The organism is Cognatiyoonia sediminum (assembly GCF_900129845.1).
In the GTDB taxonomy this organism is placed as follows: domain Bacteria; phylum Pseudomonadota; class Alphaproteobacteria; order Rhodobacterales; family Rhodobacteraceae; genus Cognatiyoonia; species Cognatiyoonia sediminum.
Genome location: NZ_FQXB01000001.1, coordinates 1,499,535 through 1,525,579, shown reverse-complemented (window position 1 = coordinate 1,525,579; position 26,045 = coordinate 1,499,535). Strand labels below are relative to the sequence as shown.

The window sequence follows — 26,045 nt, the reverse complement described above, 5'->3', positions numbered from 1 at the left end:
AAGAGGAAAGAGAATTTTAGTCAAATCTTAGATGACTTTTCTCTTTCGGAGTTCATCCAAATCTTCCTCGCTTAGCCCCAGCATGCCCCAAACGTCATTGTTGTCGGCACCGAGATCGGGCGGTGGGGTTGTTGGATGAGGGCGTTGATCCCCAAAAAGGATTGGGCTGCCGAGTAATTCGAGCATTTCTGAACCGTTCGGAAATGCGGCTGTCAGGTTTCTACCCGTTGCCTGCGGGTCCTTGAGGGCGTCTTGAACGGTTAAGACTGGTCCGCTCGGAACGCCTAAGGCGTTCAACTCCGCGACCCATTTGTCGGCCGGCGAAGTCCGAAGCGTTTCTTCCAACACGGTGCGTAGCTTATGGCGATTCCGTTTGCGGTCCTCGCGTGTGGCATAATCTGGGTGCGTCAAAAGATCTTCTCGGTTCAGGTGCTTAGCCAAGGCCGCCCATTGGCTGTCTCGGTTTGCGGCGATATTGATCGGGTGATCCGCGGTTTCGAATGTTCCAGAAGGCGCGGAGGTGGGGTTTTCGTTACCGTCTGCCGCGGGGTCCACGCCCCCGATTAGGTGGTTGGACACGACCCAACCCATTGTCGACATCACGGCCTCTGACATAGCGATATCAAGGAATGCGCCGCGCGGCGTTTGGTTCAGGGCCGCGGAAATGGCGAAGGCGGCGGTGAGGCCTCCGGTCGTATCCGCAAGCGGATAGCCCACGCGGGTAGGCGCGGTGTCTTTCGTTCCGGTGATCGACATGACGCCGGATATGCCCTGCACGATCTGATCGTAGGCGGGATCATCTTTGCGTGGGCCAGTTTGCCCAAACCCGCTGATGGCGCAATATATCAGGGACGGTTTGACCTCTTTCAGAACCTCGTAGCCGAGACCCAATCGGTCCATCACTCCGGGTCGAAAGTTCTCGACCAAGACATCGGCGGTTTCTAGAAGGCGCTTGAGCAGGTCTTTTCCGGTGTCCGATTTCAGATCGAGCGTGACAGATTTTTTTCCCGCATTTTGGGCAAGAAAGCTAACCCCCATCCCTGCGGCGTTTCGCTCAGGGTCCGCGCCAAGTTCGCGTGCGAGGTCACCGGTTCCCGGGCGCTCGACCTTTATGACTTCAGCGCCGAGGAGGCCGAGTTGATAGCAGCAGAAGGGTCCGGCCAAGACATTGGTCAGGTCTAGAACTCGGACGCCTTTCAGCGGGCTAGTCACCGTCCGCCACACCTTCTGCCTGCGCTTTGGAGCGTAGGCGACGTGCGCGATAACTCGGCAGAACCACAAGGATCGCGGCAATCACCAAGAGACCCAAGGTCATCGGACGCTCCCAGATAAAGCTGACACCGTCGTAGAGCTGCATGGAGCGGGCGAAGTTGTCTTCCATCATGCCGCCCAAGATGAAGCCAATGAGCAACGGTGCCAGCGGATAATCGGCGAATTTGAGCGCCGTTGCGCAGACCCCAAAGGCAACAAGGATCAACAACTCGGTCGCGTTGTTCTGCCCGATGTAAGCCCCCATCAGAGTAAAGAAGAGGATGAAGGGGATCAGGTAGTTGCGCGGGATGGCCAGGACTTTCGCAATGTATGGAATGAGGGGCAAGTTCAGGATCAGCAACACAAGGTTGCCGATGAACATCGACATAATGACGGCCCAAAAGATCTGGGGTTCGTCGATCATCAGCCGTGGCCCGGGGGAGACGTTCAAGGCAATAAGCGCGCCGAGCAAAATCGCGGTCGTGCCGGAGCCGGGGATGCCCAAGGTCAGCAGCGGAACGAACGACCCGGTGCAGGCAGCGTTGTTGGCGGTTTCCGGTGCCGCGAGGCCCTTAATGGATCCCTTGCCGAATTCCTCTTGTTCTTCTTTCGGCGCAATGTTTCGTTCGACGGCATATCCGAGGAAACTCGCGATGGTAGCGCCGGCACCCGGCAGGACACCGATAAAGAACCCCTGAACAGATTGCCGACCGATGACCGGTGCGATGGCCTTGGCCTCGGTGCGGCTGATGCGCAGATCTTTGATCTCGCCTTCGTCGCCTTTGAGGTCTTTGGGCTTGAGTACGAGGAAGAGCGCTTCGGGCAGGGCGAACATTGCCATGGCGAGAGTAATAAAGCCAAAGCCAGATTGAAGATCCATGATGCCCATGGTGAAACGTGGCAAGTTAAAAAGTGCCCCTTCTCCGACGGTTGCCATGATTAAGCCGAGCAAGGTCATGATCATCGCTTTCGCGATTTGGCCTGTGCCGGCGAAGGCTGCGATAGCGGAGAGGCCGACCACCATGAGGGCAAAGTACTCGGCCGAATGGAATAGCAAAGCCACTGAGGAAAGGGCGGGGGCGAAGACCATCAGCAGAAGTGCGCCAAGTGTTCCGCCTGCGAAGCTCGCGATTGCAGCGATCGTCAGAGCTTTACCGGCCTTACCTTTTCGCGCCATCGGGTAGCCGTCAAAGCTGGAGGCGACCGTTCCGGCAACGCCGGGAGCGTTCAACAGGATCGAGGACGTCGACCCGCCGAAAATCGCGCCGTAATAGACACCAGCCAGTAGGATAAGAGCGGCAGATGCGTCGCCCAAGGAGATGGCAACAGGAATCATGATGGCAATGATCGACATTGGACCAAGTCCCGGCAGCATGCCGATGAAGGTGCCGATGAGGCACCCCCCGATCACCATCAAAAGGTTCTTGAGTGAGAATGCGGTTTCGAGCCCGATCAGAAGTCCTTCAAGCATCTCAGCCTCCGATAAAGCCCGGCAATGGGCGCATGTAGATGCCAAGTACCTCTTGCACGAGGTACCAAACGACAAAGGTTGCAGTGAGGGCGACTGGTATCATGATTTTCCAGTTGCGTTCGCCTAAGATGATCGGGCCGAGGATCAGAAACGCTGATGTTGAAAAAATGAACCCAGCTGGACGTAGGCACAAAGCGTAGACGACCATGAGCGCAAGAAGCGCTATGGCTTGGCCGAGATTGTAGTCCGTCAACCGTCTATAGTCGATTTCAGGTTCTTTGGGTTCGCTCTTTTCGAGGCCAAACAATACGATCAGACAGGCGATCACGCCCAGCACTGACAAGACTTTGGGGAAGGTGCTTGGCCAAATAGGGTTTCTGCGCATGAAGGGTGCGAGGTTATCATCCATCGTGAACCAAGCGGCGTAGCCGTAGGTTACAAAAATGCCCAACAGAATGAGCGCTATCCATCGGTCGAGTGCCATGTGTCCCCCGGTTTGTTCTTTTGGGGCTCTGCCCCTCTTGAGCCCGTTCGGGCTCAATTCACCCCGAGGTATTTTGGGCAAGAGGAAAGAAAATTTTAATCAAATCCGATCTAGTCTGATCTTGCGGAACAGGCTGAGGAGCCGATGGCCGTGCAAGGGGAAGGATCTGTCTTTCTCTGGGAAGGGAGGTCTCAAGAGATCTCCCTTTCCTCTTGCCAAAAATACCTCGGGGGGTGCGGGGGGCTGGCCCCCCGCGTCGGTCGCGGACATGGTCCGCGAAACCGTATTTAGAGGAAGCCAAGCTTCTTCATCAGATCGCCGATCACCTGTTCCTGCTCTTCCAGGAAGCTTTGGAAATCATCGCCTGGGTTATGGATGTTGACCCAGCCATTGCGCGCCCGCACTTCTTCCCACTCAGGGGTCTCGTACATCTTGGCGATCGCGTCCTGATACATTGCCAGCTTGTCATCTGGCAGGCCAGGAGCGCCGAAGAATCCACGCCAGTTGACGAAGGTGGTGTCGATGCCTTGCTCTTTCATGGTTGGCGCGTCTGCATAGGCGTCGACGCGCTCATCGGCGGTCACGCCAATGATCTTCACTTCACCCGCATTCGCCAGATCAACGGCTTCAGAGAAACCGGTGGACAGAGCCGCGATTTCGCCTGAGAGCAGGGCAGCCATGGCGTTGCCGCCCGCATCATAGGGGATGTACTTCACACCCAACGCGTCTTTGCCGGCTGCTTCCATCACCATTGCTGCAACAAGGTGGTCCATGCCGCCAGGAACGGAGCCGCCGCCAATCGCGGTGGCGCTTGGATCGGCATCATAGGCTGCCAAGAGATCGTCCATCGAGTTGATGTCACTGTCTTTACCCACAACCAAGGCTGCGTAGTCGCCGATGGTGCCAGAGACCAGCGTGAGGTCGCGGAAGTTATGTGGGAAAACGCCTGTTAGTGACCGGATCACGATGGGTGTTGAGTTCACCATCAATGTACCGTGGTTGCTATCCGCATTTTCGATCAGGAAGCCGATGGCCTTACCGCCGCCGCCGCCTGACATGTTTTCATAAGATGCGGTACCGACCAAACCTGCGTTTGTTAGCGCCTCGCCAGTGCCACGCGCTGTTCCGTCCCAGCCACCGCCGGCGCCGCCGGGGATCAGGAAGTGGATGCTGTCTACAACTTGATGGCCGTCTGCAAAGCTTGGTCCGGCTAGACCAAAGGCTGCAACGGCAGAAAGCAGGGCGCGGCGGCCCAGTTTGAATGTCGTCATGATTTCCTCCCATTTGACAACTGTCCGCAGTGCGGATCAATTATTCGAAAGCTAATCACCTAAACCTGACACCGACCTGTCATCGGAAAAAATCGAAGGGCATCGCATGAAATTCCTCTTGGTCGAGGACAATAGTGATTTGGCAGGGGCGATTGCGTCTCGACTGCGTCTCGATGGCCATGTTGTTGATAATGCTGAAACTTTGGAGGACGCCAAGGCCTTTGTCTCCACCGGCGAATATGACATGATCCTGCTCGATATCATGCTGCCCGATGGAGACGGCCGCACGTTTTTGAAAGAGCATCGGGCCAGCGATTTGGATACGCCTGTCATTGTGCTGACGGCGCGCAGCCAAGTTTCAGATAGAATCGGATCGCTTGACCTCGGCGCGGATGACTACCTGACAAAGCCATTTGACCACGCGGAGTTAGAAGCCCGGTGCCGCGCGGTTTTGCGGAGGAAATCTGGCAACGCAAGGGTCACGATTGAAACGGGTGGGGTGGTGTTTGACTCTGTTGCTGGCAGTTTGAAGGTTGCGGGCGAGCCGATCAATTTGCGGAACAGGGAATTGCGATTGCTAGAGTTGTTTTTGAACGCACCTGGGCAGGTGTTTTCCAAGCAGAAGCTGGCGGATCGACTGTTTTCTTATGACGATGATGTCTCAGAGAATGCGATTGAGGTTTATGTCGGACGCTTGCGCAAACACTTAGAGAAATCTGACTTGGGCATCACGACCTTGCGGGGTTTAGGCTACAGGCTTGACCATGCAGACTGATGCTGTTGTGTCAGGATCGCTTCGGAATCGGTTGGTTTTGATCCTGATTGGCGGCGCCGCGGTTCTTGCGATCTTTTTGTTCTTTGCGGTTCGCAGCTATGCGGTGCAAGTCGCGCAGCGGGGGCAAGACAATATCCTTTTGGCATCGGTGACGTCGATGCTAGATGCAGCAGCGTTCCGTGATGGTGTTGCTGAGGTTGACATCCCTTACGCTGCGTTTTCGATGCTGAACACACCGGCTGACGACAGGGTATTTTATGCCATTTATCAGGATGATACGTTCTTGTCGGGGTATAACGATCTGGGCCTTCTCGGAGAAAATCAGGGTGGGCAGCCATCCTTTCAGACGCGGGATTATAGAGATACGTCTGTGCGAGAGGTGACAGCGAGTCGAACGCTAATCGGCGCGGATCAGCGGACGGAAATCCAGATTGCATTGGCTCAGACGCAAGATGCGTTGGCCGATACGCTTGATCAGATTTCCCGCAATGCGGCTCTTTTGGGTTTGGGGTTCTTTGCGCTCGCGGTCGCGCTATCGATATGGGCGACGCAGGCGACTATCAGCCCGCTCAGTCGCTTGACTAATTCCGTGACCCGCAGAGGTCCACAAGATCTCAGTCCGTTCACAAAACCAGTTCCGCAGGAGATGGCACCGTTGGTTACGTCTCTGAATTCTTTGATGGGTCGGCTGGACCAGTCTTTGAGCCAGTCTGAGGATTTCATAGCGGAAGCCGCCCACCGGGTTAGGACACCTTTGGCTACTGTGAGGTCTTACGCTGAGGCGACGCTTTTGCGGGTCAACAAGGAAGAAAATCGCGAAGCAATGCGGTCCATGGTGAAAGCCATCGATGAAAGCTCTCGTGCAGCTGGGCAGCTTTTGGATCATGCGATGATCACCTTTCGTGCGGACCATCTTGAGCGTGAAGAACTCGATTTGGTCGACCTAGTGCGCGATCTGATCCTTCGTCTGACCCCAGTGGCGGATATGAAGGATTTGACCTTGGATTTGCGGGGCGAAGATACCGTGACTTATGCGGGGGATCCGATCTTGTTGCAAAACGCACTGCGCAATATGATTGACAACGCTATGAAATACAGCCCTGCCGATGGTGCAATTGAGATTAGTGTGCGCTCTGAACCTGTAGTTGCCGTCACGGTTTCAGATCAGGGGCCGGGGTTTCCGCTGGATGAAATAGAAACGCTGACGGCGCGATTTACACGTGGGCGCAATGCCGACAACACGATTGGGTCTGGCCTAGGCCTCACCATCGCGCAAGACGTAGCGACCGCGCATGGCGGAGAGATCACCCTGCGCAACAGAGAGGAGGGTGGAGCATGCGTTATCTTATCGCTCTGATCCTTGGGTTTCTTGCGTCCACCAGCTTTGCGCAAGAGTGGGAGGATCAGCGCCTGTTCAATGACGGCGCTGGTGGCGATGCCCTTCGCGTCTTGTCGAGCACGGATACCAATCTCTTCGCGCCTTTGATTGAGGCTTATGTGGCGGAGAACCCAGATACGGCGGTGGAATATTTGGTGACTGGGACTGCTGATATTGATGGCCTCTTCCGTGAAGCGCCCGAGCGTTTTGATGTTGTCATTTCCAGTGCAATGGACCTTCAGCTTAAGCTTGCGAATGATGGTTTCGCTTTGGCTTTGGATGATGTCGCGCATCCCGAATGGGCCGAATGGCGCAACAGCTTATTTGCCTTCACAACCGAGCCGGCGGCGATTGTTATCAACACCGCAGCCTTTGAAGGCTTGCCTGTTCCCAGCTCAAGGCAAGACTTGATCGGGTTGTTGAGAGACCGCCCGGACCTTTTTGCCGGGCGCGTGGGCACTTACGACATCAGGCGGTCCGGGTTGGGGTATTTGTTCGCCACTCAGGATTCTCGCGCCTCAGAAACCTACTGGCGTTTGATGGAAGTGATGGGTGGGCTTGATGTCCGGCTCTATTGCTGTTCTGGCGACATGATCGACGACCTCACCGACGGGACTATCGCCGTCGCCTATAACGTTTTGGGAAGCTACGCGGAAGCGCGAGTCGAAAGTGGGGAGCGTTTCAAAATCCTGGACCTGTCCGATTTTGAAACGACGATGATGCGAACCGCTCTGGTGTCTAAAGAAACCACGCAAGTGGCAGAGGCGGCATCATTCTTAAGAGCCGTTATCGCGTACCAATCAGATGACGCGTCAAATGCGTCTCCACTGCCGACATTGGCGCAGGACGGGGATCGGGGGGCGATCCCACTTGATCCGGCTACAATGACCTTTCTTGATAGCCTTAAGCGCAAAAAGTTTCTGGAAGAGTGGGAGGATGCTCTGATCCAGAATTAGGGTTAGCGCTTACTGCAATACGCTCGGCCAGTTTGCATTACCCGCCGCGATCCGGCCCGGAATGTCGCGTTCCCAGCGGTTCTGAATACCACGTGAGAAGTTGAGGTAGAGCTTTCCATCCACAATTTTCCATGCTTCTGGAACAGTCGAGGCGGTGTAGCCTTCACTTACCGCGTAAGCGCAGTAGCCACCGTACTGTGGAGCATAGGTTTCAGGATCAGAAGCAAAAGCATCGCGGTTTTCGACGCTTGAAAAACGCCAAGTCGCGCCATTCCAATCATGCGTAATGCTGGCGTCTCCGGCGACAGGTTTGCCTTCTTTGAAATAGCCGACGGGATCGGTTCCATCTATGGCGATGCCACCTTCTGTGTAGACCGGCGGCGTCGTTTGGGCTTGTACGCAGTAGGCGGTGAAGCCGGCCACGGGAATGGCGGCGAGGGAGGTTAAGACTACGCGGCGGTTTAGGGTCATTGGGAGGTCCTATGCGTTGCGGTTTCGTGCATCCTATATGCGAAATGGCTTCGCTCAAAACGACCCCTCTCACCGTTTATTTATGGTTTGACACATTTGCAGGTCTAGACCGGCACGAGGTCCAACGCCCTGACAAGCTGTAGACCGACGGGACCAGTTCAACTAACACTTGCATTAATTCACTTTGGTGCGCCCTTCCGCATCAGTTCGATTTTTGGCGACAGGGTCTTTGAATGAAGCAACTGCTGACGCTCCCAGGCGGTTTGAAACTCAATCGCACGAATATTGTTCCCGACCTTGTCGCAGGGGCAACATTTGCTGTGGTGAACGTGCCGCAAGGTATGGCCAATGCAGTTCTGGCGTCGGTTAATCCTGTCGCGGGTCTCTACGCGCTCATGATCGCGATGCCCATTGGGGCCATGTATACCAGTTCGGTTTACATGAATGTCTCCACCACCGGCGCACTGTCGGTCGCGGCGGGTGAAGCGCTGAGTGATGTTCCAGACCAGAGCAAAATTTCTGCTCTTGTGACGCTTGTTGTTTTGATCGGCCTCGCTCAGCTCGCCATGGGGGTTCTGAAACTCGGCAGCTTGGTGCGGTATATCTCTAATTCCGTAATGACGGGGTTCATAACGGGCATCGCGGCATTGATCATCTTGGGCGCCATTCCGGATATCACTGGGTACGAAAGCCCACTGCCAAACCATCTGTTGAGAATTGCGGATACGATCCTGAATTGGCGATCGCTCGACTACGCCGCAGTTGTGTTTGGGATCGCGACAATAGCCATCATTTTCTATGCTCAAACCACACGTGTTGCTAAGTTCGCTTTGATCGTGGCCTTAGTGGCGGTTACGGCGATGGTTCAACTAAGCATGGCTGTCCTGTCGATTGGTGACACCGAGCTTGTGAAAGACGTAGCAGCCATTCCGCGCAGCCTTCCTGACTTTGTCTTGCCAGATTTGGGTTACCTACCGTCGTTGACCCTTCCCGCCATCGCAATTGCTGTGATTGGATTGGTCCAAGGGGCTGGAGTAGGGCAGAGTTATCCCAACCCCGATGGCCGGTTTCCTGATGCCTCCCAAGATTTCGTTGGCCAGGGTGTCGCGAACACGGCCGCTGGTTTCTTTGGAGCGATCCCATCGGGCGGGTCGATGTCGGGTACTGCGGTCAACGTTCAAGCGGGCGCAAAGTCGCGCTGGGCAAATATCTTCGCAGGTCTCATCGTCATTGCGATTGTGTTTTTCTTCGTTGGATTGGTCGAACTTGTTCCTATGGCGGCATTGGGCGGTCTTTTGGTTGTGGTTGGGATTCAGAACGTCTCCCCAAAGAACATTCTTATCATTTGGAATACGGGAACACTTCCTCGCATCGCCATGAGTGTGACGTTTCTCGCGACGCTGATGGTCCCTCTACAATACGCGATCCTGCTCGGCATCGCGCTGTCGTTTGTGTTGCAAGTCATGCAAGCGTCGAACCGTGTTGAGGTACGTGAGTTAGAACTGGTCGCAAATGGATTTCCAATCGACAAGCCGCGCCCCTATCACTTGGTCGCGGACCGCGTCAGCATCCTGCGGGTCAGAGGCGCATTGTTCTTTGCCTCCGCCAAAGCGCTCGAGGCACAACTTCCGGACGCGTCGACTGGTGACAGATCAGTGGTGATCCTTATCTTGAGAGATGTTGACGACCTCGGCAGCACAGTCATCCGGCTTCTGCAGAGATATGCGCAAGAGTTGGAGCAAACTCAGAGTGCGTTGATGCTCGCCGGCGTCAATGACCAACTGATGCGCCAACTCGGTCGGACGGGGTTGTTGGAGCAACTTTCGGCAGACAATGTATTCGCCGAGCAGGATAAAATTGGGGCCGCGTTGAACGAGGCGATCGAGCAGGCGAACGCGTGGATTGAGGGAAAGGGCCAGAGTGTCGGCTAGGTTGTGCGCGTAGCCATGTAGCCAATTGACGCAAGTTACTCATGCGTAGGTCTATGATTTTAGCGCGATTTTTGTGGAGCCTAGGGGAGAACCCAACAGATCTGCAAGTTATTGACATTAAAAGATATTTAGGTGTCGGATTTCGGTTGCGTGTCACACTTCATTATCACGTATTGCCGTTCGCAAGTTGTCTAAGGTTGCGATGTCCATCATAAGAAAAAACTAAGCCGTTTCCGATTGGACTCATCTTTGTTCCGCAACAGTTCGCGCATCCTGCAGAAAGCTGCGACTGGTACTAAGTCATCTTACAGAACTCTAGTTGAGCCTAGTTGGTTTCATTCACAATTTACCCAGAACGAAACAGTCAGCTCGCCAAAGACTTGGATTGATCCTTGTTTGCTTAGTATGAAGGGCTAAGGTCGACTCTGTCAGCTGAAGTCTAGGACATAAGAATGAAGCCACACAGAACACACAACCAGGATTTGTCGGACGTTTTGACGGCAGACCGGACGCATCATCTCCATCCCTGGCATGATCTTTCGGCTTGGCGCGAAGCCGATCCGCATTGCTTCACCAGTGGCGAGGGCATCTATGTCTATGATCAGGACGGTCAGAAACTTATCGACGGACCGGCTGGCATGTGGGCAGTGCAGATCGGGTACGGGCGACGCGAAATGGCGGATGCGATTGCTTCGCAGGTGATGGAGTTGCCATATGCTTCGCCGTGGACTTCGACGACAGCTCCCGCGGCACAGCTATCCGAACGAATAGCGGAGCTCGCGCCAGGCGACCTTAACACGGTGATGTTCACCACAGGAGGGTCTACGGCTGTCGATACGGCGTTGCGTACCATGCAATTCCTGAACAATCGCCTCGGTCGGCCCGGGAAAAAGATCATCATTGCGCGGGAAAAGGGCTATCACGGATCGACGTATCTCGCGGCCAGCGTCACCGGCAAAGAACGCGACAAGAGCTGTTTTGATTTCGAAGATCGTTTGGTGCGTTTCTTACCCGACATCAATCCTTACATTCGGCCCGACGTCATGACTGAGGCGGAGTGGTGCGATGCCAAAGTTGCAGATCTTGAGAACATGATCGCTGAGATCGGTCCGGACCGTATTGGAGCCTTTATTGCAGAGCCGATATTGTGTTCTGGCGGTGTGATCATCCCGCCTAAGGGGTATCACCAACGCACGCTAGAGGTCTGCCGCGCCCATGACATCCTTTACATATCCGATGAAGTTGTCACTGGCTTTGGTCGCTTGGGACATTGGTTTGCGTCACAGGAGGTCTTTGGGATCGAACCCGACATAATCACCTGCGCTAAGGGCATCACGTCGGGCTATCTGCCTCTGGGGGCCTGTATAATCTCTGACCGGGTGATGGACCGGATGACCGGCGCGGATCACGACGTTCTCTTTCCCAATGGCTACACCTATTCGGCCCATCCAGTCTGCTGTGCTGCGGCGCTGAAGAACATCGAGATCATCGAACGCGAAGGCTTGCTTGGGCATGTGCAGACCGTGGCCCCCCATTTCCAGGCGCGATTGAAAGCGCTTGAGGCGTCGCCTGTGATTGGTGACGCGCGTGGTATGGGCCTCTTGGGCTGCCTAGAAGGCTTGCTCGACGCGGGCAGAGACACTCCGCTAGAGGTGCAGCGCACGCTTGGGGCACGGCTTGATGCTGCCTGTGAAGCGCGCGGGCTTATTGTGCGCCCCTTGATCAACATGTGCGTCTTCTCGCCACCGTTGACCATTTCGCCCGATGAAATCGATGCGATGTTCGACATCATCGAAGACGCGTTAACTGAGGTTGAGCCCGATTTCGCTTAGACATCGTTCATGGCGAGGTGTAGCTGGCTATCAACAGACGGGTGCCTTCAGATGTGGTCCATCCGGCGCTGTCGCCCTGATGCAAATAAGCTGTCTCGCCCGCAGCAAAACTGTGAGCCTCTTCGCCGTCGTGTAAGGCCAACGCGCCGTCCAACACGCTTATGAGTTGGTGCTTGGAGGCTGGGGCAGCTGGCATCTGAACTGCGCCATATGTCACCAGATCGACACTCATAGTTCCCGCTGCGTTTAGAAAATCTGTTCGTCGGTCGGCGACATCGGCGGATGGTCCCGTGAGGTCGGGCACCGCGATCCGCTGCAACGACGCATTTTCCGCCGTTGGCGTGGGGCCGTCGAGGATCATGAAGTACTTGAGCACTAGTTCGGGCTGTTTCCATTGGCACATAAAGCCCTTGGGGATCACAAACGCATCGCCTGCCTTAACCTCGATCTCCGTTCCGTCAGGTAGCACCATGATCACCGACCCCTTGAGCAACAGCATGTATTCGTCCACCGGATAGGGCATCATCTGATCGACAAAGGCCGTGCAGTCCCAGACGCCAGCCATGTATCCCTCACCCTCTATTTCATGATAAAGGTGGCCGCGCTGGACCGGTTCGCCCGATACCAAGGAGGCGTAGTCCATCTGTTCCCAAACTTCGAGGCCATCCGGGCCGTTTGGATCAAAGCGGATGATGTTCGCGGTTTTTGTCATGGCGTATCCTTTTCTGGCGGCTGGTCCTCCCAACACAGGAAGATCGAGTTGGTGATGCGGCGGTACATGCGGATATGGCTTTTCGTGCTCGGGTTCTGGCGAGCCTCGATATATGCGTATGCCGCGTCTAGCTGAGCTCGATCGCGGAAACTCATCGTTGAGAACCAGCTGTGATCACGGTCGTCGTCAGTGTCCATAGGTGTGTCGGCAACCCTTTTGCCCAACGGACCTGCGCTCACAATCATACCCGCTGTGATTAGGTCTTCGACGAATTCCGCATAGTCGGCCTGAAACACGTCGGGATCTTGTGCCGGTTTCAAATCAAAGCTGGAGAGCATGTGTATCATGTATCACCTATAGAGTTGCCGCCGTCTTGAGACCTTCGAACACCGCTTCTTCAACGGTCCTTGGGCAAAGTGCGTCACCGATGACATGCATCTCGCCAGACCAATCGCGTAGCGCCTCTTCCAGCGCCGTGTCAGACCGCGTGCCAAGGGCGGTAACAAGCGTGTCCACGTCTTCCAAGATTACGGCCTCGCCGCTCAATGTGTGTTGGAAATAGGCGTCTTCGGCATCAAGCCCATGCAAGCGCATGTGCGGCAGGATCACCACTCCAAGCCGATGCAAATCGCCGAGCCAAGCGTCTCGCGCATATTGTGGGATGGTTTGACCTGCGACCATCCCGTTCACGGCCAAACGCACATGGCAGCCGTCGCGGGCCAGGCGTTCGGCCATACCAAGACCCACCCAATCGCAGCGCCAGTCGGCAATGACCGCACGGGCACCGACATTGGCCCGACCTTCAAGCACCTGCTGAGCAGTGACAACGTGGCCGTCTCCCGCGCCTTCGATCGGCGGCATGTAGGCTGTGCCTCCCGTCGCTACTATCAGAACATCCGGCGCATCGCATTGGATGTGGTCTGCTGTTATTTTTGTGTTTAGCTGAATTTCCACTCCGGCGCTCTCAGCCTCGCGAGCGAGATTTGTCGTAACCCCGCCGAACTCAGCTCGACCAGGTAGGTTTTGCGCAAGATTGACCTGACCACCAAGCGTAGCTTTTGCTTCATAGAGCGTCACGTGATGCCCGCGCTGTGCCGCGACGGACGCTGCCTTCAGCCCTGCCGGTCCACCGCCCACCACCAAAACATTGCGCTGCTTTGTTGCGGGCGACAGAGTCCCAAAAGCCAATTCGCGTCCGGTTTCGGGATGCTGGATGCACGAGATTGGTTGCGCATTGAGCATATGCCCAATGCAGGCCTGATTGCAGGCCACACAGGCGCGGATATCGTCGACCTGACCTGCGACAGCTTTTTGGGGCATTAAGGGATCAGCGATCAATGCCCGCGTCATGCCGCACATGTCCGCAGCCCCATCACGCAGTACCTGTTCTGCGGTCTGCGGTTGGTTGATCCGCCCGGCGACAAAAATTGGCTTACTGGCAACTTCTTTGATCGCAGCAGCAAGCGGGGCGGTATAGCCTACCTCTGCGCGCATCGACGGTACGATATGAGTGGAACCTGCGAGGCCAGCAGAGGTGCCCGCGGTCACATTTAGATAATCCAGCGTGGGGTCCGCGCCTAAAGCGCGCGAAATGTCTAGCATATCGGACGCGTCAATCCCGTCGTGGTCCTTCTCATCGCCCGAAAGGCGAATGCCCACAGCTAAGTCGTCTCCCGCGCCGCGCCGTGCGGCTGCAATAGCTTCACGCACAAAACGCAAACGGTTCTCGAAAGACCCGCCGTATTCATCATCGCGTAGATTGACACGGGGATTAAGAAATTGCCCCAAAAGATAACCATGTGACGCTACGAGTTCGACACCATCAAGACCCGCCGCCGCCATATGTGCAGCCGAGGTTTCAAATCCCGCGATAATCTCCTCGATCAAATCGGGCGTCAGCGCGCGGGGCATCACGTGGAAACGTTCGTTGGGCACAGCTGAGGGTGCGTAGGCCACTGCATGGGTGCCATCGGCGGCCATGGTCATCTCTCGGCCTGGATGGCTCAGTTGCGCAAAGACCCGACAACCGTATGGCTGACAGGCCTTTGCCAGCGCGGCATAGCCGTCGATGCAGCTTGGATCATAAGCGCGTATCGCAGGCCTGCCCGAATTGCCGGAAGGATGCACGCGCGCGGCCTCTATGATCGTTAGCGCTGCGCCACCTTTGGCCTTGGCCCTGTGGTAAGCAACCATGGCGGCACTAGGCTTGTGGCCATCTAACATAACCGCCATATGGCCTGTGGAAAAAATTCGGTTTTTGAGCGTGCAGGGCCCAACGCGCAGCGGCGAAAACAACCGGTCAAACCCATGGTGGGCTTTGGCGGATGTTGCGCCCACTAGCGTCAACTACGCAGTTCCCGTCATTAGGAATTCGCGAAGGGGAGCGGTACTGTCAGGATCTCCTTCGGCCTCTCGTTCCAGAAACGAGACCGCCGCGATCTCATGCGCCGTAGCGATGCGCAGCGCGGGTAAATCCTCAGGTGGGGCCATGGCCTCAAGCCTTTCGAAAGCGGTGATGTAAGCGGGAAAAATCTCTCGCATATGGTTGATGAGACCCGGCCAGTCCCGTGGCAGATCTTCAGCCTGTCTACGCCCATTGGCATGTAGCATGTCGGTCGCGCGGGGCTTAAGCGCGTACTTCTCGAGCAAAGGCTGCATAGCCTTCGCGGTATAGCCTTCGATCTCCGCCAGCATCGCCATTTTCGCCTTATGCTCTGGCGCGGTCAGGTGATCAGCAAGTGCGGCAAAGAAAGTCTCGCCCTCAATTTCCTCTTCATAATAGTGCAGCACCGTATCGAGATAACCTTCGACTAGCTTCTCCTTAGGGTCCGAAGTGTGGATATCGCCGACATCAATGCGATCGTGCTTCAAAGGCACGTCGATATCGACAGGTCGATCTAGCTCCTGCCCGTAGCGATGCCCCGCATAAGTCGCCCCAGCCACGATGGCAGGTGCGTCACAGTCACCGATTTTTGCCAACGTAAACGGCAATGCCTTGGCATCGCCGCCCTCCTTTGCCAGTACGTCGTGATAAAGCCGATCGTTAGGCGCGCGTTGCGTAACCATAACTACGTTGGCCACCTTCAAACTCTTCTTTTCGCCCGTAAACGTGCATTCGAATGTTGCGGTCTCTCCATCAAATGCGGTTAAGGTTTGCGAAAGCTCAATCCCAACACCAAGCTTCATCAGATGTGTACGAACCTTCCATCGCTCTGACGTATTGCTCGCCCACTCTGAGACGACTTCAGATGGTGTGGCCAATGTCACGTCCTGACCGGCAGCCTTGAGCCGTTCCGCAATCACGCCGCCCAGATAATAGCCGTCCTCATCATAAACCAAAGTCGGACCATCGGGCAGATTACCCTCCATGATGTCATCGGCGGTTAGAAGATTGATGCCATCGGGTACGGCGATCGGGATGTATCGGTCGCCGTCGAACCTATCTTTCCTCCAAGACGCGCCTGTCGCGATGACAACGTGATCTGCCTCAAACTCAAACACGTCGTTGGCCGTCAGTGGGCTTTCAAGGAACACCTCAACGTTGGGCAGTTTGTGGAACTGTTGCGCTCGGTAGTCGCGTACACGGATGTATTCGCTCATCCCGGGTAGAGCAGCTTCGCGCGGTAGGCGCCCGCCCAGCTCGCGGCGAGCATCGGCCAAAGTCACTTGATAGCCGCGTTTGCCCAATACATGTGCGGCTTCGAGCCCAGCTGGCCCTGCACCGACGATAAGCACTTTGGAGGGCATTTGCGTCGGCGAAAACCGTTCGGGATGCCAGCCTTTGCGCCATTCTTCACCCATGGTCGGATTTTGGGTGCAGCGGATTGGAACACCGATGCTGTCGCCAGCATAGCAGATATTACAACCGATACATTCGCGGATATCTTCGAACTGGCCTTCCTCGACCTTCCTAGGCAGAAACGGGTCAGCGATTGAGGGCCGCGCCGCACCTATGAAATCGGTGATCCCCCTGCGGATCTGACTGACCATCGTGTCAGGCGAAGTGAAACGCCCAACAGTAACTACTGGCTTGTCAGTCTGGGATTTCACGAAATCCATGTAAGGTTCCAGCGCAGCCTCTTTGGTAAAGCGCGAAACCCCCATCTCGACCGTGTAGTTGGCAATATTGATGTCCCAAAGGTCCGGTAAATCCGCCAACATCGCAAACATATCACGCCGTTCGCCATGAATAGGCACGCCGTCTTCGCCAATCTCTTCATCGGCAGCAAAGCGCACTGCAACACCGCAGCGATCGCCCACCGCATCCTTTGTTTCTTCGATCAACTCGCGGACGAGGCGTACCCGGTTGGTCAAGCTACCGCCATATTCATCGATTCGTGTATTGGCTGTCGGGCTCAGGAAATTCGCCAGAAGATAGGTGTGCGTGGCGTAAACATATACAACGTCAAACCCCGCGTCGCGTGCACGCAGAGCAGCTTTTCGGTGCCAGCGGCGCAGGTTGCGAATATCTTCTTTGTCCATTGCACGGGTCTGAAACGGATGGCCAACTGCATTTGGTACGCTGTCAAGCTCCAGCGCCACCTCCCGCGTCATCATGTTTCCAGACCGCCCGCCACCATACCAGAGCTCTGCACCAGCAAGTGCACCGTGTTCGTGAACCTTGTCGGTCATAAGCTTATGCGCACGAATGTCGCTGTCGTCCCAAAGGGAAGCCGACACGTGCTTGAGGTCGTCGGACGTGGGATGGATCGAGTTGTATTCGGTGCAGATCACACCCCAGCCACCCTCTGCTTTAGTCGCACGCATATCGGCCAGCATGCGCGGGCGTAGGTATCCCATTCCTGTGCAATGTGGCACTTGGTAAAACCGGTTCTTCGCGGTGACAGGACCGATTTTCATGGGCTCGAACAGAATGTCATAGCGGGGATCGCGGGTCATAACTTGGCCTCGACTTAGTTGGGGGAGAGTTCGACGAGCTCGCGCAGGAACGGAACGCCGTCATGGGGGGCGGCGTCAAGCTCACGAGCGTATCGATGGCCGCTGTAGACAGACGCGGCAATTGTGGACGGGCCGTAAGCGTCACCGATGCGGGTCACTTCAGGCCGTGCTAGCCAAAGGTCGTCCACGGGCGTGCGCATTGAAACCAGAATCACCGCGCTCGCGGCCAACACCTGCAGTGCGTCATTGTAAACGTTCTCAAGTGTGACTGTATCTTTGTCGATGGAAGCGACGTTCTGTCCGCAGTGAATCTTGGCACCCAAATCAAGCAAACGCTTTTGAATCGCGTGTTGTTCAAGTGTGTGATGAGTCCAGCTAGAGACTTCAGGGGCAGGGGTCACAAAAGTAACATCGGCACCTGCACGCAATAGCATCTCTGCAACCGCGCCGCCCATGTAGAAATGGTCGTCATCAAACACAACCACCGGCCCATCCGGTACAACGCCTGCCATCACATCATCAGGCGTCATTATTTTTGCGCCGTCCGCAATAGATATCCCGCGCGGGTTTTGCCGTCCGATGCCATCGGCGTTCCAGCGCGCACCCGTTGCCAGCGCCACATGATCCGCGCCAAATTCATCGAGCGTGTCAGGTGTCATCTCGCTTTCCAGATAGAGCGATACGTTTGGCATCTGGCTGATTTGGTAAAGCCGGTAGTCCACGACGCGGCCCCATTCCGACAACCCCGGTAGGCGCCTTTCCCGCGCCACGCGCCCCCCCGCCTCGGCAGCTTTGTCGGCCAATGTCACAGTGTAGCCGCGTTGGCCCAGCGCTCGCGCGGCCTCTAATCCCGCAGGGCCTGCACCTACGATCAAGACGGATGCGTCGGAGTCTTTGGGGGCGATCCTTTCGGGATGCCATCCCTTGCGCCACTCCTCCCCCATTGTCGGGTTTTGAGTGCAGCGGATCGGCGCAGAGTGGTGATCGCCTGAAACACAGATGTTGCAGCCTATACACTCTCGGATGTCTTCGATGCGTCCTTCTTCAATCTTCTTTGGAAGGAATGGGTCCGCAATGGATGGCCGAGCGGCCCCGATCATGTCGAGTTTGCCGGACTTAACCAGCGACACCATCGCATCTGGCGAGGTGTAGCGGCCGACGCCCACCACTGGCTTGGTCGTGACCTGTTTCACGAAGGCGACGTAGTCATCTTGAAAGCCCGAACCTTTGAAACGCGAGGTTGCGCTATCATGTTCCCAACCGCTGATGTTCACATCCCAAAGGTCCGGCAGTTCGGCAAACATCTCAATAAGTTCGCGACCCTCGCCCTCACTGGTGATACCCGCGTCGCCCATCAACTCATCGACCGAAAAGCGTATCGCCACGGCGCAGGTGTCGCCGACAGCGTCTTTGGTTTCTTCCAGGATCTCGCGCGCCAGACGTGCGCGGTTTTCCAAAGAGCCACCATATTCATCAGAGCGGCGGTTCCGGTAGGGCGACAAAAAATGCGACATCGTCGAAAGCTGGTGCCCAAGGTAGACGTACACCAGATCAAAGCCTGCTTTTTTGGCCCGAAGCGCGGCGTCACGGTGCCAGCGTCGCAGGGCACGGATGTCTTCGCGATCCATAGCGCGGACCTGCACAGGGTCATACATTTCAACTGGAAAATGTGAGGGGCCGAGCGGCACTTCACGGCTCCAGCGGTTCGCTGTTGTCGCGCCTGCGTGGTTCAGCTCAGCACCGGCGAGTGAGCCGAATTCATGGATGCCATCGCACATTTTGGCCCAGACTGGTATGTCGCGATCATCCCAAAGCCGCGCACCTGCCCACGGTGTGTGGTCGGCAGTATGGTGGATTTCCATTTCTTCTGTGCAGATCACAGCCCAGCCGCCCTCGGCCTTGGTGCGCCGCATCTCGGTCATAGAAGACGGGAACGCGCGGCCCATGCCATTACAGTGGGGGACTTGATAAAATCGGTTCTTCGCCGTTACCGGTCCGATTTTGACCGGTTCAAAAAGGACGTCGAAACGTGGATCTCTGGTCATATCAGTTTCCTTTTGACCGGACTGCTAAGATTTCTTGAGCAACGCGCTGCCCGCTGAGCCAAGCGCCATGAACGGTTGAATAGCTGTGAGGCATCGTCGCCTCACCCGCAAAAAAGAGCCGGTCATTCACAGGCGTGGCCAGCATCTGACGCGCTCCGGCACCGCCTGGTTTTGCATAGCTGTAAGATCCCAATGTCAGTGGATCGCTGCGCCAGGCGGTCTCGGTCGTTTTAAGGATCATTTTTTCAATGTCGCTTCCGAAAAAGCTCCGCAGCGAATCGCGACAAAGTGCAGTCGCTGCGCCCGGTCCATCCTGTTCGAGCTGATCGGCGCATCGTCCCCCGATAAATCCCGTGGCGAGGCCGGTTCCATAAAAGCCAAAGAAAAGGGTGACGAATTGATCCGAATTCGCGTGGAAATCGAAACGATCGCCTAAGACCGCCTCTTGCCACACAGGATCGAACTCTATTCCAACTTTATTCAGCAAGCCATTCGGCAGTTGGTCGATCGCTCTAAGTGTATCGACGGGCAACGAGGGCTCGAAGCGAATGCGCTCTGCACCTAAGACACCGGTAGATACTGTTACGACCACCTGCTCGGCGCTGAGCGTACCCTCAGGTGTGACAACCTCAGGCGTGGCCCCTCCATGCCGAATTTCTGTGACAGGGCAGCCGCATTTGACCGGCACATCTGCGTGCATTCGGGCAACGAAGGCGCCGTAGCCCCCTTCGACCAACCAATCGCTATCATCGCCCCAATCATAAGCCGCTGTATCGTGGAGTGAGATCATGTCGGCGTCGGCGCCATCCATGGTCGAGATGAGATGCTTTGCAGGCGCTTTCCAAGGTGAAAAGGGCAGCGCGGCGTCGACGGTAGTATCGACCGTACCTTCTTTGACACCGCTGGCGACGTTCCAAATAACGTCTTCGTAGGCGGAATAGTCGGCAAAATCTTCTCCCTCTAGGGTGCGGTCGAAGCAATGCGCAGCGGTCAAGCTCCATTCCGTCTTGTGGAGTCTTGCATCCACCGCTTCTGCCTGCCGCGCAAGCGGGTTGATATTGGCTGAGTGCATCCAAGATCCACCACGGTCGAATGGGGTCGAAAACGTGGTCGTGTCTGTCACGCAGCGGCCACCTACATGGTTTGCGGCTTCTAGCACGTTCGTCACAAGCCCAGCTGCACGTAGAGCCTTGGCAGCTGATAGGCCCGCGGCGCCCGCGCCGATGACGATCACATCCGGGTCTTGCGACAAACTCTCCATTACGCGCCCGACCATTCAGGCAACGTCGAGCCTATTTTGATTTTGCTTTGAAACGCACTGCGAGTGGTCGCGCGTCTTCTTGCTCGCATGATCATATCTCGCCCAGATGCCCTTTAGTGTCCTGCGATCTCGCCGCAAACATTTGTAGATACGACGTTCCAATTCACGCGACTATCCGTTCAAAAGCGACGATACGTCAATAGATTCTTCTGAATGACCATTCAGAACGCAAACAATGAGAGCCCGAATGGCGGCTATGCTAAAAAATTAATCTATTCCTTGATTTTCTCTTGTTCTCTGAGTTTTTGACGCTTCGGGAGACGAATCTGACAAGAAACGCTTGACAGACTTTCAAATCCAATCCTAGCATTTTGAATGAACGTTCAGATGGGACGTCGGATTATCGGGCATGTCATTCGCGAAGCCCTAGAAACGGGAGCGACCATAACGGGGCGCGCGCAGGGGCGCCCACTCACACCACAACAAACTGAACAACTAGAATGCGCTTGAGTCAATCCAAGCGCTACGGGAGTAAAAGTCACATCATGAAGACACTCAAAACATCATCGAGCGCGTTGCTTGCAGCAATTCTAAGCATCGCGTCAGCACAATCTGCCACCGCCCAAGACCGGGTGCTTAAAGTGACCAATTGGGGCGAGTATATTGGCGAGGACACGATCGCCAACTTCGAGGCGGAATACGGGATCGAAGTGATCTACGACGTATATGACTCTGCTGAATCTATTGATGCCAAGCTACTTGCGGGCAACAGCGGATACGATGTGGTGGTCCATGCCAGCGGTGACGCTGCGCGCCTAATCAAAGCAGGAAACATTCTGGCACCACTGGACTTCTCAAAGCTCGACAACCTTAGACATATTGACCCGGCGATCATGGAACAGCTCGCTGCGGAATGGGACCCAGGCAATGTTCACATGTTACCCTACATGTGGGGCAGCCATGGCGTGACCTATAACAATGAGCTGGTGCTGGAGACTTATCCAGATGCGCCGGTTGGCTCACTCGATTTGATTTTTGACCCTGTGCACATGGCTGAACTGTCGAAATGCGGCGTGTCGTTCCTAGATTCGCCTGGTGATATCATTCCTATGGCACTGTCATACCTGGGCTTTGATCCAAACTCGACAAATCCTGAGGACTACGAAAAAGTCGGCGCAATGCTGGCTGAGATTCGCCCTTACGTGAAGACCTTTGATAACTATGCCTACCAACGTATGCCTCAGCGCGAATTCTGCGTGGCGACAACTTGGGGGCCGGACGGTCTCTTGGCTATGTCAGGTGCGGCAGAGGCGAACACTGGCGTTGTCTTGGATTTCTTCCTGCCACCTGGTGAAAGCGCAGCGCAGCTCTGGGTCGACAGTTGGATGATCCCCGCTGATGCAGAAAACGTTGAGGATGCGCATCTATTCCTGAACTATATGATGCGCCCAGAAGTTGCTGCTGGCGATACAAACTTCGTCTGGTATGCGACTGCGAACATCGATGCCAAGCCTTTGATTGATGAGGAAGTTATCTCAAGCCCAGCGGCGTTCCCGACTTCGGATCAGGTTGAGCTTATGTACACGACTGTAGTCCTGCCTCCGCGAGTTGAGCGTCTGCAAACCCGGACATGGACAAACTTCAAGGCGGGCAACTAGTCCCAACAAACCATAGGTTGCGGCGCATCTTCGGTGCGCCGCAACCTCACTTTGCCAAGTGGGTATGGAATAAGAATGGCTGCAATTGATGCGTTCAGCGATACGCCTTGGCTTGATCCTGCGGGTCAGAAGCCATTGGTGCAGATCAAGGGTCTGACTAAATCCTTCGGGGCGTTTACCGCCATCGACAATATTGATCTCGATATCTATCAGGGCGAACTCTTTTGTTTGCTTGGTGGATCTGGGTGCGGAAAATCAACGCTGCTAAGGATGCTTGCCGGGTTCGAGACGCCTAACGGCGGTGAGATTCTTATTGACGGCGTGGATATGGCCCATGTGCCGGCGTATGAACGCCCGACCAATATGATGTTCCAAAGTTACGCGCTCTTCCCGCACATGACGGTCGAAAAGAATATCGCGTTTGGGCTGCAACAAGACGGCGTTGGAAAATCAGAAATCAAAGACCGCGTGCATGACATCCTAACGCTTGTAGAGCTTCAGGATTACAAAAAACGCAAACCGCAACAACTTTCCGGTGGGCAAAGGCAGCGGGTCGCCTTAGCACGCGCCTTGGTGAAGCAGCCGAAGCTGCTCCTTTTGGACGAACCGCTTGCAGCCCTCGACAAAAAACTGCGCAAGCAAACCCAGTTCGAACTTGCCAACATACAAGAACAAGTGGGCGTGACCTTCATCGTGGTGACACACGACCAAGAAGAGGCGATGACTCTTTCCACCCGCATGGCTGTGATGGATGCCGGTCGCTTCAAGCAGATCGGCACACCAACCGAGATATATGAATTTCCTGACTCGCGTTTCGTGGCTGACTTCATTGGTTCAGCAAACATCTTTGAAGGCAGAGTGGTCGAGGACAGTGCGGATCATATCCTTGTGACGACCGAGGCCTGCGACGTGTTCATAGATCACGGCCAATCGGTGAAGATCGACAGCCGGATCTGGGTTGGCTTGCGGCCTGAAAAGATCCGTATCGAGAAATCCGAGGCTGCCGCTTCAGGCCCTAACCAGATAAGCGGCATTGTGGATGACGTTGGATATCTGGGAGAAACCTCGATCTACAAAGTGAAGCTCGAGAGCGGTCAGATCGTGGACGTCGCAGCGCCAAACCAAATGCGGCCATCCAGCAATAGTGATCGGATCACCTGGGACGACAAAGTCTTGTTGAGCTGGGAGCCATCAAACGCAATGTTGCTCAGCTCATGACCGACGCAACGCAACCATCTGAGAAATTGCCTGCATCATCCTGGATGCGGGATCTCGCGCGTCGGGCACAAGAGAACTGGCGGCTCATCGTCATCGCGATCCCTTTCGTCTGGCTCCTATTTTTCTTCTTGGCGCCTTTCTTTATCGTCGCAAAGATCTCGCTTGCAGAACTCGCTATCGCGAGCCCGCCCTTCACGCGAATGATGGAATGGTCAAACAACGGGATCGTGACGATCCGTATCGTCTTTGACAATTTTGCTTATATCATTGACGACCCACTCTATTTCGATACGTACTTAAATTCGATAAAGATCTCAGCTTCAGCGACGCTCCTTTGCTTGCTGCTCGGCTACCCCATCGCCTATGCCATCGTGCGGTCTGGCCCCGTGGCCAAACCGATCTTCCTCTTTCTGATCATCCTGCCATTTTGGACTTCATTCCTTCTGAGGGTCTACGCTTGGATGGGCCTGCTCGCGGATCAAGGCACGATCAATAACCTCCTGATTGGCCTTGGGCTAATCGATGAGCCAATCCGTATGCTTTACACTGAGTTCGCGGTCTATGTGGGTATCGTCTACACCTATATGCCGTTCATGATCCTGCCGCTCTATGCGAATATGGAGCGTTTGGACGGTAGCTTGAACGAAGCCGCAGCAGACCTTGGCGCCCGTCAAACCACCACGTTTTTCCGCATCACGCTGCCTTTGACCAAGCCGGGTATCATCGCTGGCTCCCTGTTGGTCTTTATCCCTGCGACGGGAGAATACGTCGTGCCGGACCTTCTAGGTGGCGGCAACGTGCAGATGATTGGCCGTGTCCTTTTCAATGAGTTTTCGCGCAACAGCGACTGGCCCGTGGCCTCAGCAGTGGCGATCATGCTGCTTTTTTTCTTGGTCGTACCGATGATGATATTCCAATACTTCCAAGGCAAATCGAGCGAGGTGCGCTGACCCATGACGCAGACCCGATCTCGCTTTTTGACCGTGATGCTGACTTTAGGGTTGGCGTTCTTTTACATCCCGATCCTGCTCTTGGTGATCTATTCGTTCAACAACTCGAAACTGGTGCCTGTCTGGGGCGGCTGGTCCACGCGTTGGTATCAGGAGCTCTTTCAGTCAGAGGAAGTTTGGGAGGCGGTTTTGCTGTCGCTGCAGATCGCTGTTGTCAACGCCACTTTTGCAACGCTCTTAGGCACGCTGGCAGGTCTAGCCATGGTACGTTTTGGGGGATTCCGCGGGCGAACGCTTTTCGGTGGGATGTTGGTGGCACCTCTTGTCATGCCAGAAGTTATCACTGGCCTATCACTTCTAGTGTTCTTTATCTCATTGAGCGAGTTGATCGGCTGGCCCTCGCAGCGCGGTTTCACGACAATCACCATCGCCCACATCACCTTCTCGATGGCATTTGTTGCTGTGACTGTGCAGGCGCGTCTGACAGGCATGGGCCAGACGCTGGAAGAGGCAGCGGCAGACCTCGGCGCAAAGCCATTCAAAGTGCTCACGGCCATTACGATCCCACGGCTGACGCCCGCACTGATTTCAGGCTGGCTTCTGGCCTTTACACTGTCACTTGATGATCTTGTCATCGCGAGTTTTGTCACGGGACCGGGTTCAACGACGCTGCCAATCCTGATCTTCTCGCGCATCCGGTTGGGCCTTCGCCCGGATATTAATGCGATGGCGACCATAATGATCATCGCGATCTCCATCTGCGTGGCCATCGCTGCGATCCTAATCTTCCGCCAACAACAGGCCGAACTTCGGGATCAGCAGATGGCATTTAAGGAGGAGGGGTAATGAACGTCGAAACCCCCTCACGCAAACGCCGGAGCGAGCCGCGTGAAATCCGTCGGCTACAGTTGATCATGGCGGCCCTCGACTCTATCGCCAAACGCGGCTTTTCTGACACCACGCTCAAACATGTGACAGAAGGCGCGTCGCTTTCGCAGGGCGTTGCGAATTACCACTTTGAAAGCAAGGAGGCGCTTTATGACGCCACCCTCGGTTATCTGGCGCGCGAACACTATGAAACGTGGACACGGTATTACGAGCAAGCCAAGCCGACGCCAGCGCATCGTCTTGCCGCTATCATTGCCGCCGATTTTGACAAAGATATCTGCACCAGCAAACGCCTTGCGGTTTGGTTCGCCTTTTGGGGACAGGTCAAGTATCGCCCCAACTATCAAAAAATTCACAACCAATACGACGATGAGAGACACGAGTTGATCGAACGGCTTTGTGCCGAACTGATCGAATACGGCGAGTATGATCTGAATGCCTCCCAAGTTGCTCGTTCCATTGTGGCGCTGTCGGATGGTGCTTGGCTTTGTCTCATGCTCTACCCCAAAGGCACGACTGCTGAAGAATATCACAGCGACAACCTTTTGACCTTGGCTAAGTACTTTCCAAAACATTTCCCGTTGGAGCCATAAG

Annotated in this window: 21 protein-coding genes; 10 read left to right on the top strand and 11 right to left on the bottom strand. The window is 55.4% G+C overall.

From position 1 onward, the window contains the following. Positions 1–27 precede the first annotated feature (27 nt). The 4 genes from BUA85_RS07650 to BUA85_RS07635 form a co-directional block, all read right to left on the bottom strand. Positions 28–1,212: a CaiB/BaiF CoA transferase family protein gene (locus BUA85_RS07650; RefSeq protein WP_072900221.1), complete on the bottom strand. Its 1,185-nt coding sequence runs from the start codon at positions 1,210–1,212 to the stop codon at positions 28–30. Continuing rightward, positions 1,205–2,722 (bottom strand): tripartite tricarboxylate transporter permease, encoded by a 1,518-nt coding sequence (locus BUA85_RS07645; protein ID WP_072900220.1) that lies wholly within the window; start codon positions 2,720–2,722, stop codon positions 1,205–1,207. Before BUA85_RS07645 ends, BUA85_RS07650 begins: the two co-directional genes overlap by 8 nt. Position 2,723: 1 nt before the next feature. Further along, entirely contained in the window at positions 2,724–3,206 is a 483-nt protein-coding gene (locus BUA85_RS07640; protein ID WP_072900219.1) for a tripartite tricarboxylate transporter TctB family protein, read from the bottom strand. 287 nt (positions 3,207–3,493) lie between these two features. Then, entirely contained in the window at positions 3,494–4,477 is a 984-nt protein-coding gene (locus tag BUA85_RS07635; RefSeq protein WP_072900218.1) for a Bug family tripartite tricarboxylate transporter substrate binding protein, read from the bottom strand. 106 nt (positions 4,478–4,583) lie between these two features. On the opposite strand from BUA85_RS07635, the gene BUA85_RS07630 reads away from it, so the two are divergent. From BUA85_RS07630 to BUA85_RS07620, 3 genes are read left to right on the top strand one after another with little or no spacing between them, the layout of a single operon-like run. Further along, positions 4,584–5,252, top strand: coding sequence for a response regulator transcription factor (locus BUA85_RS07630; RefSeq protein ID WP_072900217.1), 669 nt, complete (start codon positions 4,584–4,586; stop codon positions 5,250–5,252). Continuing rightward, positions 5,242–6,609: a sensor histidine kinase gene (locus tag BUA85_RS07625; protein WP_072900216.1), complete on the top strand. Its 1,368-nt coding sequence runs from the start codon at positions 5,242–5,244 to the stop codon at positions 6,607–6,609. Before BUA85_RS07630 ends, BUA85_RS07625 begins: the two co-directional genes overlap by 11 nt. Further along, positions 6,588–7,586 (top strand): ABC transporter substrate-binding protein, encoded by a 999-nt coding sequence (locus BUA85_RS07620; RefSeq protein WP_072900215.1) that lies wholly within the window; start codon positions 6,588–6,590, stop codon positions 7,584–7,586. Before BUA85_RS07625 ends, BUA85_RS07620 begins: the two co-directional genes overlap by 22 nt. Positions 7,587–7,595: 9 nt before the next feature. Here the strand turns inward: BUA85_RS07620 and BUA85_RS07615 are convergent, their stop codons facing one another. After that, complete coding sequence (locus BUA85_RS07615; protein WP_072900214.1) at positions 7,596–8,057, bottom strand: YHS domain-containing (seleno)protein; 462 nt, start codon at positions 8,055–8,057, stop codon at positions 7,596–7,598. 233 nt (positions 8,058–8,290) lie between these two features. Here BUA85_RS07615 and BUA85_RS07610 point away from each other — a divergent pair, with 233 nt between their 5' ends. After that, positions 8,291–9,988, top strand: a complete 1,698-nt coding sequence (locus tag BUA85_RS07610; RefSeq protein ID WP_072900213.1) for a SulP family inorganic anion transporter — start codon at positions 8,291–8,293, stop codon at positions 9,986–9,988. Between the two features lie 452 nt (positions 9,989–10,440). After that, on the top strand, positions 10,441–11,820 hold the full coding sequence (locus tag BUA85_RS07605; RefSeq protein ID WP_072900212.1) for an aminotransferase: 1,380 nt from the start codon (positions 10,441–10,443) through the stop codon (positions 11,818–11,820). A 7-nt stretch (positions 11,821–11,827) separates the two neighbouring features. Here the strand turns inward: BUA85_RS07605 and BUA85_RS07600 are convergent, their stop codons facing one another. The 6 genes from BUA85_RS07600 to BUA85_RS07575 are packed head-to-tail and all read right to left on the bottom strand — an operon-like array spanning position 11,828 to position 20,752. Beyond that, positions 11,828–12,532, bottom strand: coding sequence for a cupin domain-containing protein (locus tag BUA85_RS07600; protein WP_072900211.1), 705 nt, complete (start codon positions 12,530–12,532; stop codon positions 11,828–11,830). Then, the gene (locus tag BUA85_RS07595; RefSeq protein ID WP_131802778.1) at positions 12,529–12,879 is read right to left on the bottom strand and encodes a DUF6614 family protein; all 351 of its coding nucleotides are present in this window, start codon (positions 12,877–12,879) and stop codon (positions 12,529–12,531) included. The genes BUA85_RS07600 and BUA85_RS07595 overlap by 4 nt, the downstream gene beginning before the upstream one ends. A 7-nt stretch (positions 12,880–12,886) precedes the next feature. Then, on the bottom strand, positions 12,887–14,869 hold the full coding sequence (locus BUA85_RS07590; RefSeq protein ID WP_242649026.1) for an oxidoreductase: 1,983 nt from the start codon (positions 14,867–14,869) through the stop codon (positions 12,887–12,889). Positions 14,870–14,878: 9 nt separating this feature from the next. Then, positions 14,879–17,431: an oxidoreductase gene (locus BUA85_RS07585; protein WP_083526196.1), complete on the bottom strand. Its 2,553-nt coding sequence runs from the start codon at positions 17,429–17,431 to the stop codon at positions 14,879–14,881. A 14-nt stretch (positions 17,432–17,445) separates the two neighbouring features. Then, positions 17,446–19,476: an oxidoreductase gene (locus BUA85_RS07580; RefSeq protein WP_072900209.1), complete on the bottom strand. Its 2,031-nt coding sequence runs from the start codon at positions 19,474–19,476 to the stop codon at positions 17,446–17,448. A 1-nt stretch (position 19,477) separates the two neighbouring features. Then, positions 19,478–20,752 carry a flavin monoamine oxidase family protein gene (locus BUA85_RS07575; RefSeq protein ID WP_242649005.1) on the bottom strand — a complete coding sequence of 425 codons (1,275 nt, stop codon included), beginning with the start codon at positions 20,750–20,752 and terminating at the stop codon, positions 19,478–19,480. 530 nt (positions 20,753–21,282) lie between these two features. Between BUA85_RS07575 and BUA85_RS07570 the strand changes: the two genes are divergently transcribed. The 5 genes from BUA85_RS07570 to BUA85_RS07550 all read left to right on the top strand — a co-directional run bounded on the left by BUA85_RS07570 (position 21,283) and on the right by BUA85_RS07550 (position 26,044). After that, positions 21,283–22,395: an extracellular solute-binding protein gene (locus tag BUA85_RS07570; RefSeq protein ID WP_072900470.1), complete on the top strand. Its 1,113-nt coding sequence runs from the start codon at positions 21,283–21,285 to the stop codon at positions 22,393–22,395. A gap of 75 nt (positions 22,396–22,470) precedes the next feature. After that, positions 22,471–23,613 carry an ABC transporter ATP-binding protein gene (locus tag BUA85_RS07565; RefSeq protein ID WP_072900208.1) on the top strand — a complete coding sequence of 381 codons (1,143 nt, stop codon included), beginning with the start codon at positions 22,471–22,473 and terminating at the stop codon, positions 23,611–23,613. Between the two features lie 44 nt (positions 23,614–23,657). Further along, positions 23,658–24,563 (top strand): ABC transporter permease subunit, encoded by a 906-nt coding sequence (locus tag BUA85_RS07560; RefSeq protein WP_072900469.1) that lies wholly within the window; start codon positions 23,658–23,660, stop codon positions 24,561–24,563. A gap of 3 nt (positions 24,564–24,566) precedes the next feature. Beyond that, complete coding sequence (locus tag BUA85_RS07555) at positions 24,567–25,409, top strand: ABC transporter permease subunit (protein ID WP_072900207.1); 843 nt, start codon at positions 24,567–24,569, stop codon at positions 25,407–25,409. Beyond that, positions 25,409–26,044 carry a TetR family transcriptional regulator C-terminal domain-containing protein gene (locus BUA85_RS07550; protein WP_072900206.1) on the top strand — a complete coding sequence of 212 codons (636 nt, stop codon included), beginning with the start codon at positions 25,409–25,411 and terminating at the stop codon, positions 26,042–26,044. Before BUA85_RS07555 ends, BUA85_RS07550 begins: the two co-directional genes overlap by 1 nt. Position 26,045 lies beyond the last annotated feature (1 nt).

What these genes read in the sequence shown, in the direction of transcription:
- BUA85_RS07620 (WP_072900215.1), top strand. Translation starts at nt 6,588, where the DNA reads ATGCGTTATCTTATCGCTCTGATCCTTGGGTTTCTTGCGTCCACCAGC.
- BUA85_RS07570 (WP_072900470.1), top strand. Translation starts at nt 21,283, where the DNA reads ATGAAGACACTCAAAACATCATCGAGCGCGTTGCTTGCAGCAATTCTA.
- BUA85_RS07565 (WP_072900208.1), top strand. Translation starts at nt 22,471, where the DNA reads ATGGCTGCAATTGATGCGTTCAGCGATACGCCTTGGCTTGATCCTGCG.
- BUA85_RS07610 (WP_072900213.1), top strand. Translation starts at nt 8,291, where the DNA reads ATGAAGCAACTGCTGACGCTCCCAGGCGGTTTGAAACTCAATCGCACG.
- BUA85_RS07585 (WP_083526196.1), bottom strand. Translation starts at nt 17,431, where the DNA reads ATGACCCGCGATCCCCGCTATGACATTCTGTTCGAGCCCATGAAAATC.
- BUA85_RS07640 (WP_072900219.1), bottom strand. Translation starts at nt 3,206, where the DNA reads ATGGCACTCGACCGATGGATAGCGCTCATTCTGTTGGGCATTTTTGTA.
- BUA85_RS07600 (WP_072900211.1), bottom strand. Translation starts at nt 12,532, where the DNA reads ATGACAAAAACCGCGAACATCATCCGCTTTGATCCAAACGGCCCGGAT.
- BUA85_RS07615 (WP_072900214.1), bottom strand. Translation starts at nt 8,057, where the DNA reads ATGACCCTAAACCGCCGCGTAGTCTTAACCTCCCTCGCCGCCATTCCC.
- BUA85_RS07560 (WP_072900469.1), top strand. Translation starts at nt 23,658, where the DNA reads ATGCGGGATCTCGCGCGTCGGGCACAAGAGAACTGGCGGCTCATCGTC.
- BUA85_RS07630 (WP_072900217.1), top strand. Translation starts at nt 4,584, where the DNA reads ATGAAATTCCTCTTGGTCGAGGACAATAGTGATTTGGCAGGGGCGATT.
- BUA85_RS07625 (WP_072900216.1), top strand. Translation starts at nt 5,242, where the DNA reads ATGCAGACTGATGCTGTTGTGTCAGGATCGCTTCGGAATCGGTTGGTT.
- BUA85_RS07595 (WP_131802778.1), bottom strand. Translation starts at nt 12,879, where the DNA reads ATGATACACATGCTCTCCAGCTTTGATTTGAAACCGGCACAAGATCCC.
- BUA85_RS07605 (WP_072900212.1), top strand. Translation starts at nt 10,441, where the DNA reads ATGAAGCCACACAGAACACACAACCAGGATTTGTCGGACGTTTTGACG.
- BUA85_RS07645 (WP_072900220.1), bottom strand. Translation starts at nt 2,722, where the DNA reads ATGCTTGAAGGACTTCTGATCGGGCTCGAAACCGCATTCTCACTCAAG.
- BUA85_RS07575 (WP_242649005.1), bottom strand. Translation starts at nt 20,752, where the DNA reads ATGGTCGGGCGCGTAATGGAGAGTTTGTCGCAAGACCCGGATGTGATC.
- BUA85_RS07580 (WP_072900209.1), bottom strand. Translation starts at nt 19,476, where the DNA reads ATGACCAGAGATCCACGTTTCGACGTCCTTTTTGAACCGGTCAAAATC.
- BUA85_RS07635 (WP_072900218.1), bottom strand. Translation starts at nt 4,477, where the DNA reads ATGACGACATTCAAACTGGGCCGCCGCGCCCTGCTTTCTGCCGTTGCA.
- BUA85_RS07555 (WP_072900207.1), top strand. Translation starts at nt 24,567, where the DNA reads ATGACGCAGACCCGATCTCGCTTTTTGACCGTGATGCTGACTTTAGGG.
- BUA85_RS07550 (WP_072900206.1), top strand. Translation starts at nt 25,409, where the DNA reads ATGAACGTCGAAACCCCCTCACGCAAACGCCGGAGCGAGCCGCGTGAA.